Raw genomic sequence first — 7,663 nt, forward strand, 5'->3', positions numbered from 1 at the left:
GTGGCTTTAACATGGCGGATATAAGGCAAATACTGGCTTCTATCCGTCAATTTGGGCGTTGTTCGATAACGACCACTCTCTAACAAAAAAATATCGCGATCGCGGCCTACGGCCGCTTGTAAAAAAGAACCCCGCCTAAAAAGGCGGGGTTCGTCAGCAATCTGAAGGCGCCGAATGGCGCCTTTTTCGTATCAATAGTGTGGTGGCGGGGTTTCTTCTGCTTGGCTGGCAATGTTTTCCGGCTCTATGTTTTTTAACTTACTGACTAAGTATTGAATTTGCACTGTCATACGCTCAATGTCCCCCTGCTGCTGGGTTAACGCGTGGTTGAGCTGCTCGATGGTGTCTTCTTGAAAAGCGACCTTATATTCCAGGTCGTCGATTTGCTGCTGTAACTTATCAATCTCGCTCATACTGCTCTCTCGCTATTGCGCGTCGGTTAACCAAGCTTGGGCGATACCGGCTGATGTCCCGGAAATCACTCGCCCGGTGGGGTCGATAGCCACATCATACACGACTGCGCTAGGTGGGCGAGTGTCTGGTTGCGCCAAGGCTTGCCAGCGGCCAATGTTTTCACCGCTTTGTACGTCCCATAATTCGACCCGCTGTGAGGGGGTGCCTGTGGCCAACTGACGGCCATCATCGGAAAAACGGGCACTGGCGTAAATCGCTTGTCGAGCAAAAATATCCAGCTCACTTACCTTTTCACCACTGGGCAAAGCCCAAATCACCGCGCGATTGCCGCCATCAGAGACGAACGCGTATTGCCCTTCACGATGCAAGGCCACTTGCTTAACCCGTTGATCATAGGCGAAGTCGTTGATAATTTGCCCCGACTCGGTATCCCAAAAATAGGCATGATGGTCATTCCCCCCTGACAGAACGTAAGCACCATTGGGGGAAATCGCGACCGCATTGACTTTATCGCGATGCGCAAGGAACTCTAGGCGCCTTCCCGTGCCTAAGTCGATGAATAATGCTTTACCGCTAGACATGGCCAGTACCAGCTTTTCACCATTGTTGCTGATCGCGGCATCGCGGATGATGCCGTCAGAAATAGACCAGAGTCCTTGAGACTGGCTCCAAGCCAGATCCCAAACGGCAAAGTTTTGTGCCGTTGCGGTGATAGCGTAGCGCTTATTATCGGAAATATGGCTGACCACGACAGGGTTGGCATTAGGATCTTGCGGCCCTAACTCCGCCAACTGCTGATTGGTGACCAGATCCCACAGGACAATGTCGGTTTCGTCCGAGGCGAGTAAAGCAAAACGGCCATCGCGGCTAAGACTAAAGCTGGTGGCGCCCTCAGGGTGGATTGACCAGCGCTGGGCTTCTTTGCCAGACTGCCAGCAGCCCGTTAGGCCGCTTAACAGAATAAAAATGCCAACAATGTGGCGGATTTTGGGCATCATACTTGAGTTCCAGAGTGTGCAGCCATATAACCACGAGTATATGGATAGAATCAGGCTTTCGCATGGTGGATGCGTCAGTAAATACAATACGAGGATTAATCCTTACCATCAACGGAGTACCCAATGAAATCAGTAATGAAGATGTCGCTACTCGCGGCAACCGTTGCCTTTGCCGTCGGCTGTCAACAAGAAGACGCAAAAGTAGAGCAAACCAACCAAGCGGCTGAACAAGCCGAAGCGGCGTTTGCCAACGAAGACGACAAAGCAGCCTACGCGATTGGCGCTTCTTTGGCGCAATACCTCAACGCCAACTTGGAGCAGCAGGCCGAAATTGGTCTCGAGCTGGATAAAGAGGTGGTATTGCAAGGGGTGCAAGACGTCTTTCAAGGTGAGTCAAAGTTAACCGATGAGCAAGCACAGGCGGCGTTGCAATCGCTTGATCAGCGTGTGACCAAGCTTGCGCAGCAACAAGCAAAAGAAAAAGCAGAAGCCGCGATCGCTGACGGTGAAAAATACCGCACTGAGTTTGCGCAGAAAGAAGGCGTGAAAGAAACTGATTCTGGGCTGTTGTACAAAGTCGATAGCATGGGTGATGGTGAGAAGCCATCAGCAGAAGATACGGTTGTGGTGCATTATAAAGGTACCCTGACTGACGGTACGCAATTCGATAGCTCATACGATCGCGGTGAACCGGCCACTTTCCCACTCAATCGAGTGATCCCTGGCTGGACTGAAGGGGTGCAGCTGATGCCGGTCGGCTCTAAGTTTACCTTTGTTGTACCGCCAGAGCTGGCTTATGGTGACCAAGACACCGCATCGATTCCTGCCAACTCAACCTTGGTATTTGATGTTGAGTTGCTCGAAATCAAAGATGATGCGAAAGAAGGTGATAGCGCGAGCCAAGGCTAAAAGCTAAGGTCTTCACCCGTGATACCAGCCCCGGCGTTGCCGGGGCTTTTTGCATTTTTAGATAGGAATTCTGTTAAACTGAGCGCAGAGCAATAAAGATAAATGGTCGAATAAGGGTAGGCGTACGTGGTACCGACAGAGGGTTTTGGCGCGAACATTATGACGGAAAGTGAGCTCATCGAGCCCAATCCACTTAACCAACAAGACAGCATTATCTTGCAGTCCTACTCGGCCGTGGTCGATGGGCTAGCCGCCTTGATTGGTGAGCACTGTGAAATCGTGCTGCATGCATTAGACGATTTAAATAAGTCGGCGATAAAAATCGCCAACGGTGAAAATACCGGGCGTCAGGTGGGTTCACCCATCACTGACTTAGCCTTGCGCATGCTGCGTGATATCGAGGGCTCCGAGCGCAACTTCTCTCGCGCTTACTTTACCCGCGCGAAAAGTGGCACCTTGATGAAATCAATCACGGTGGCCATTCGTAACGGGGACAACCGCATCATTGGGCTGTTATGTATCAATATCAATTTAGACGCGCCTTTTTCTCAGGTACTGCAAGCCTTTATTCCCGACGACCAAGCGAAGCAAGCGGCCTCATCGGTTAATTTTGCCAGTGATGTGGAAGAGCTGGTGGATCAAACGGTCGAGCGTACCGTTGAAGAAGTGAACGCCGATAAAAGCGTGTCTAACAATACCAAAAACCGCCAAATCGTCATGGCGCTCTATGATAAAGGGATTTTTGATATCAAAGATGCCATTAATCGGGTCGCGGCCAGGCTTAATATTTCTAAACACACGGTGTACCTCTACGTCAGACAACGTAAAACCGAAGAGGCGGCGTCATGAAATTGCAATATGTGTTAGTGGTCACGGAGCCGGCTTACGGCACACAAATGGCACGTACCGCGTATCAGTTTGCTTGTGCGGCAATAGAGGCTGGGCATCAAGTCAGTAAGGTATTTTTCTATCAAGATGGTGTATTGAATGGGTTAGCGAGCACTGTCCCTGCAAATGATGAATTTGATTTGGTGGGCGCGTGGCAGGCGTTAGCCCGTGATCATCACGTGGAACTGGAAACCTGTGTAGCTGCAGCGCTGCGGCGTGGTGTGATCAGTGATCAGGAAGCGGCACAACATGGGTTATCGCAAAGCACCTTGGCAACCGACTTTTCCCAAGCGGGGCTTGGGGCGCTGGCGGAAGCTTTATTGACCGCCGACCGTGTGATGCAATTTTAAGAGGGCAGTGATGAAAATAGGGTTTGTTTTTTCCTCGGCACCTCATGGCAGCGCAAGTGGCCGAGAAGGGCTGGATGCACTGCTTGCTGCGTCCGCCTTTTGTGACAACTTGGTGGTGTTTTTTATCGGCGACGGTGTCTTTCAATTGCTTGAAGGGCAGCAACCGAGCCAGATTTTGAGCCGTGACTATATCGCCAGCTTTAAAATGCTCCCCTTGTGTGATGTCGAAGCGATTTATGCCTGTCAGGCCTCGTTGACCGCACGAGGACTTGAGCAAACGTCTACGGTGCTGTCGACTCAAGCGTTATCCGTCGAGCAAATCAAAACGCAGCTGTCAGGCTGCGATCGCATTCTACATTTTTAAGGAGAAGGCCGTGCTTCACCTGGTCAAACACTCACCATACAGCCGTCAAGCCTTGGCACAGTGCTTAGACTACGCGCCATCGAACAGTGCGATTGTCTTGATCAGTGATGCTGTTGTCGCCGGGGTGGCGGGGAGCGAGTGGGCAATCCGATTGTTTACCGAGACGCATGCTGTTTATTTGCTGAAAGAGGATGTGGACGCTCGTGGGCTTGGTGAGAAACTACACCCCAGTGCTGAGCTGATTGATATGCATCAATTGGTCGATTTGAGCGCTGAACATGTCACGCAAATGACATGGTAATCGGCTAGTCTTTGTCGTGTGTGAAAATCCCCCGCGTGCTGTTCGAAAAACAAACAATGCAAAGATCTCTGTATAAATCTTGACACCCCATACCCCGACGCCTAAAATTTCGCGTCCCTGTTGTATTGGGGCTAGATTTTTCACACTTATACGTTAAGTAATATCAGGAGCTATTTAATGGCAACTATTAACCAGCTGGTTCGCAAGCCACGCTTGAAGCAAGTTGCGAAAAGCAACGTGCCTGCGTTGGAAGCGTGTCCACAAAAACGTGGTGTATGTACTCGTGTTTACACCACTACTCCAAAGAAACCAAACTCTGCACTGCGTAAAGTATGCCGTGTGCGTTTGACCAATGGCTTTGAAGTCACCTCTTACATTGGTGGTGAAGGCCACAACCTGCAAGAGCACAGTGTTGTGCTTATCCGCGGCGGTCGTGTTAAAGACTTGCCGGGTGTGCGTTACCACACTGTTCGTGGCGCACTTGACTGTGCAGGCGTTAACGGCCGTAAACAAGGTCGTTCTAAGTACGGTGTGAAGCGTCCTAAGTCTTAATGGATTCCGTTAAGTAAGGCCAAACACTCAAACAATTGAATTTTGAAAAAACTGAAAAGTTTTGGATAAAACCTGAAGAAGACAACGGAGATAATCCATGCCACGTCGTCGCGTAATTGGTCAGCGTAAAATTCTTCCAGATCCTAAGTTCGGATCAGAATTGCTGGCAAAATTTGTAAACATCCTGATGGTTGACGGTAAGAAGTCAACGGCTGAAAAAATCGTTTATGGTGCACTAGACATCATGGCTGAGCGTTCTGGTAAAGAGCACTTGGCTGTATTCGAACAAGCTCTTGAAAACGTACGCCCAGCGGTCGAGGTTAAATCTCGCCGTGTAGGTGGTTCAACTTACCAAGTGCCGGTAGAAGTACGTCCTGTACGTCGTAACGCACTGGCTATGCGTTGGTTGGTTGAAGCCGCTCGTAAGCGTGGTGAAAAATCTATGGCTCAGCGCCTAGCAAGCGAGATGCTAGACGCGTCAGAAAACAAAGGTACTGCTGTTAAGAAACGTGAAGACGTTCACCGTATGGCAGACGCGAACAAAGCGTTCGCACATTACCGCTGGTAATGCCTTCATGGCGTGTCCCACTCGGGGCACGCCAAACCCATTTTCTAAGGTTAACCTTAGCAAGAGGATACTATTGTGGCTCGTAAAACCCCTATCGAGCGCTACCGTAACATCGGTATTTGTGCTCACGTAGACGCCGGTAAAACCACGACTACCGAGCGGATCCTGTTCTACACAGGTCTGTCACACAAAATCGGTGAGGTACACGACGGCGCCGCTACCATGGACTGGATGTCGCAAGAGCAGGAGCGTGGTATCACCATCACCTCAGCCGCGACCACGACTTTCTGGGCCGGTTCTGATCAGCAGTTCAAACAACACCGCGTAAACATCATCGATACTCCTGGACACGTTGACTTCACTATCGAAGTTGAGCGTTCTTTGCGTGTTCTTGATGGTGCGGTGGTTGTATTCTGTGGTTCATCAGGTGTTGAGCCTCAGTCTGAAACCGTATGGCGTCAGGCTGATAAATACGAAGTACCGCGTATGGTATTCGTCAACAAGATGGACCGTGCGGGTGCTGATTACCTGCGCGTTGTTGATCAAATCAAAAACCGTCTTGGCGCACACCCTGTGCCAATTCACTTGAACATTGGTGCAGAAGACCAGTTCAAGGGCGTGATTGACCTGATCAAAATGAAAGCGATCAACTGGAACGAAGCAGACATGGGTATGACTTATACCTATGAAGAAATTCCAGACGATCTGAAAGAGCAAGCAGAAGAGTGGCACAACTTCTTGGTTGAGTCTGCTGCTGAAGCCTCTGAAGAGCTGATGGACAAATACCTTGAAGAAGGTGAGTTGTCTGAAGAAGAAATCAAGACAGCCCTGCGTCAGCGTACCCTTGATAACGAAATCGTACTGGCAACCTGTGGTTCTGCGTTTAAGAACAAAGGCGTTCAGGCAGTACTGGATGCGGTTATCGAATACTTGCCATCACCGATTGATGTGAAGTCAATCAAAGGTGAAGACGAAGACGGTAACCCAATCGCACGTCACGCTGACGACAAAGAACCGTTTGCAGCATTGGCATTTAAAGTCGCGACTGACCCATTCGTAGGTACGTTGACCTTTATGCGTGTTTACTCAGGTGTGGTTAACTCTGGCGACACTGTCTATAACTCAGTGAAGCAAAAGCGTGAGCGTTTGGGTCGTATCGTACAGATGCACTCCAACAAGCGTGAAGAGATCAAAGAAATCCGTGCCGGCGACATCGCTGCTGCGGTTGGTCTGAAAGACGTGACCACGGGTGATACCCTATGTTCAATGGATTCAAAAGTAATCCTAGAGCGCATGGAATTCCCTGATCCAGTTATCCAGATCGCGGTTGAGCCTAAGTCTAAAGCTGACCAAGAGAAAATGGGTATCGCGCTAGGTAAACTGGCGGCCGAAGATCCATCTTTCCGCGTTGAGTCTGACGAAGAGTCTGGCCAGACCCTGATCTCTGGTATGGGTGAGCTTCACCTAGACATCATCGTTGACCGTATGCGTCGCGAATTTAACGTTGAGTGTAACGTTGGTAAGCCACAGGTTGCTTATCGCGAAACCATCCGTGGTAGCACCAAAGTTGAAGGTAAGTTCGTTAAACAGTCTGGTGGTCGTGGTCAGTACGGTCACGTATGGCTGAAAATCGAACCATCAGAGCCGAACGAAGGCTTTGTCTTTGTTGACGAAATCGTTGGTGGTGTGGTTCCACGTGAATACATCAGCTCGGTGGCTAAAGGTATCGAAGAGCAGATGGCTAACGGTGTACTGGCTGGCTATCCGGTACTTGACGTTAAAGCAACCTTGTTCGATGGCTCTTACCACGATGTTGACTCTAACGAAATGGCGTTTAAGATCGCCGCATCAATGGCATTCAAGAAAGGTGCTCACGACGCGCAGCCTGTTATGCTTGAGCCAATGATGAAGGTTGAAGTAACCACGCCAGAAGAGTGGATGGGTGACGTTGTCGGTGACTTGAACCGTCGTCGTGGCCTGATCGGTGGTATGGAAGAAGGCCCTGCGGGTCTGAAGATCGTACGCGCCCAGGTTCCACTGTCTGAAATGTTCGGTTACGCTACTGACCTACGTAGTGCGACACAAGGCCGTGCATCTTACTCGATGGAATTTAGCGAGTACGGTGAAGTGCCTAAGAACATCGCTGACGCCCTGATCGCAGAGCGTAGCTAATTATTTTGGTCCAGATGCCGACATCGTGCTCGGCATCAAACACTGACTTCTGAGTTACTAGGCCAAGTCCTTTAACTCACAACTAGGAAGGAAGACGATCGTGTCTAAAGAAAAATTTGAACGTACGAAAACGCACGTTAACGTTGG

Annotated in this window: 10 protein-coding genes; 8 read left to right on the plus strand and 2 right to left on the minus strand. The window is 50.0% G+C overall.

All coding sequences use genetic code 11. The features are described from left to right. Positions 1-191 precede the first annotated feature (191 nt). Entirely contained in the window at positions 192-413 is a 222-nt protein-coding gene (locus C7A19_RS09360; RefSeq protein ID WP_077459360.1) for a SlyX family protein, read from the minus strand. A 12-nt stretch (positions 414-425) separates the two neighbouring features. After that, the gene (locus C7A19_RS09365) at positions 426-1,412 is read right to left on the minus strand and encodes a hypothetical protein (RefSeq protein ID WP_198534590.1); all 987 of its coding nucleotides are present in this window, start codon (positions 1,410-1,412) and stop codon (positions 426-428) included. A gap of 123 nt (positions 1,413-1,535) precedes the next feature. Between C7A19_RS09365 and fkpA the strand changes: the two genes are divergently transcribed. From fkpA to fusA, 8 genes are all read left to right on the plus strand, one after another. Further along, positions 1,536-2,321 (plus strand): FKBP-type peptidyl-prolyl cis-trans isomerase, encoded by a 786-nt coding sequence (gene fkpA, locus C7A19_RS09370; RefSeq protein WP_069361835.1) that lies wholly within the window; start codon positions 1,536-1,538, stop codon positions 2,319-2,321. A gap of 159 nt (positions 2,322-2,480) precedes the next feature. Then, positions 2,481-3,170, plus strand: coding sequence for a transcriptional regulator (locus C7A19_RS09375; RefSeq protein ID WP_077522054.1), 690 nt, complete (start codon positions 2,481-2,483; stop codon positions 3,168-3,170). Beyond that, positions 3,167-3,559: a sulfurtransferase complex subunit TusD gene (tusD, locus tag C7A19_RS09380; protein ID WP_077650012.1), complete on the plus strand. Its 393-nt coding sequence runs from the start codon at positions 3,167-3,169 to the stop codon at positions 3,557-3,559. Before C7A19_RS09375 ends, tusD begins: the two co-directional genes overlap by 4 nt. Before the next feature lie 7 nt (positions 3,560-3,566). Then, a complete protein-coding gene (gene tusC / locus C7A19_RS09385) occupies positions 3,567-3,923 on the plus strand; it encodes a sulfurtransferase complex subunit TusC (RefSeq protein WP_077459368.1) in 357 nt (118 codons plus the stop codon). A gap of 10 nt (positions 3,924-3,933) precedes the next feature. After that, on the plus strand, positions 3,934-4,224 hold the full coding sequence (gene tusB, locus C7A19_RS09390; protein WP_069361831.1) for a sulfurtransferase complex subunit TusB: 291 nt from the start codon (positions 3,934-3,936) through the stop codon (positions 4,222-4,224). 177 nt (positions 4,225-4,401) lie between these two features. Next, the gene (gene rpsL, locus C7A19_RS09395; protein ID WP_025673238.1) at positions 4,402-4,776 is read left to right on the plus strand and encodes a 30S ribosomal protein S12; all 375 of its coding nucleotides are present in this window, start codon (positions 4,402-4,404) and stop codon (positions 4,774-4,776) included. A 97-nt stretch (positions 4,777-4,873) separates the two neighbouring features. Beyond that, positions 4,874-5,344 (plus strand): 30S ribosomal protein S7, encoded by a 471-nt coding sequence (rpsG, locus tag C7A19_RS09400; RefSeq protein WP_025673237.1) that lies wholly within the window; start codon positions 4,874-4,876, stop codon positions 5,342-5,344. 75 nt (positions 5,345-5,419) lie between these two features. After that, entirely contained in the window at positions 5,420-7,516 is a 2,097-nt protein-coding gene (gene fusA / locus C7A19_RS09405) for an elongation factor G (protein WP_069361830.1), read from the plus strand. The last annotated feature ends 147 nt before the right edge of the window (positions 7,517-7,663 follow it).

It is taken from the genome of Salinivibrio sp. HTSP, assembly GCF_003390965.1.
Taxonomy (GTDB): Bacteria; Pseudomonadota; Gammaproteobacteria; order Enterobacterales; family Vibrionaceae; genus Salinivibrio; species Salinivibrio kushneri.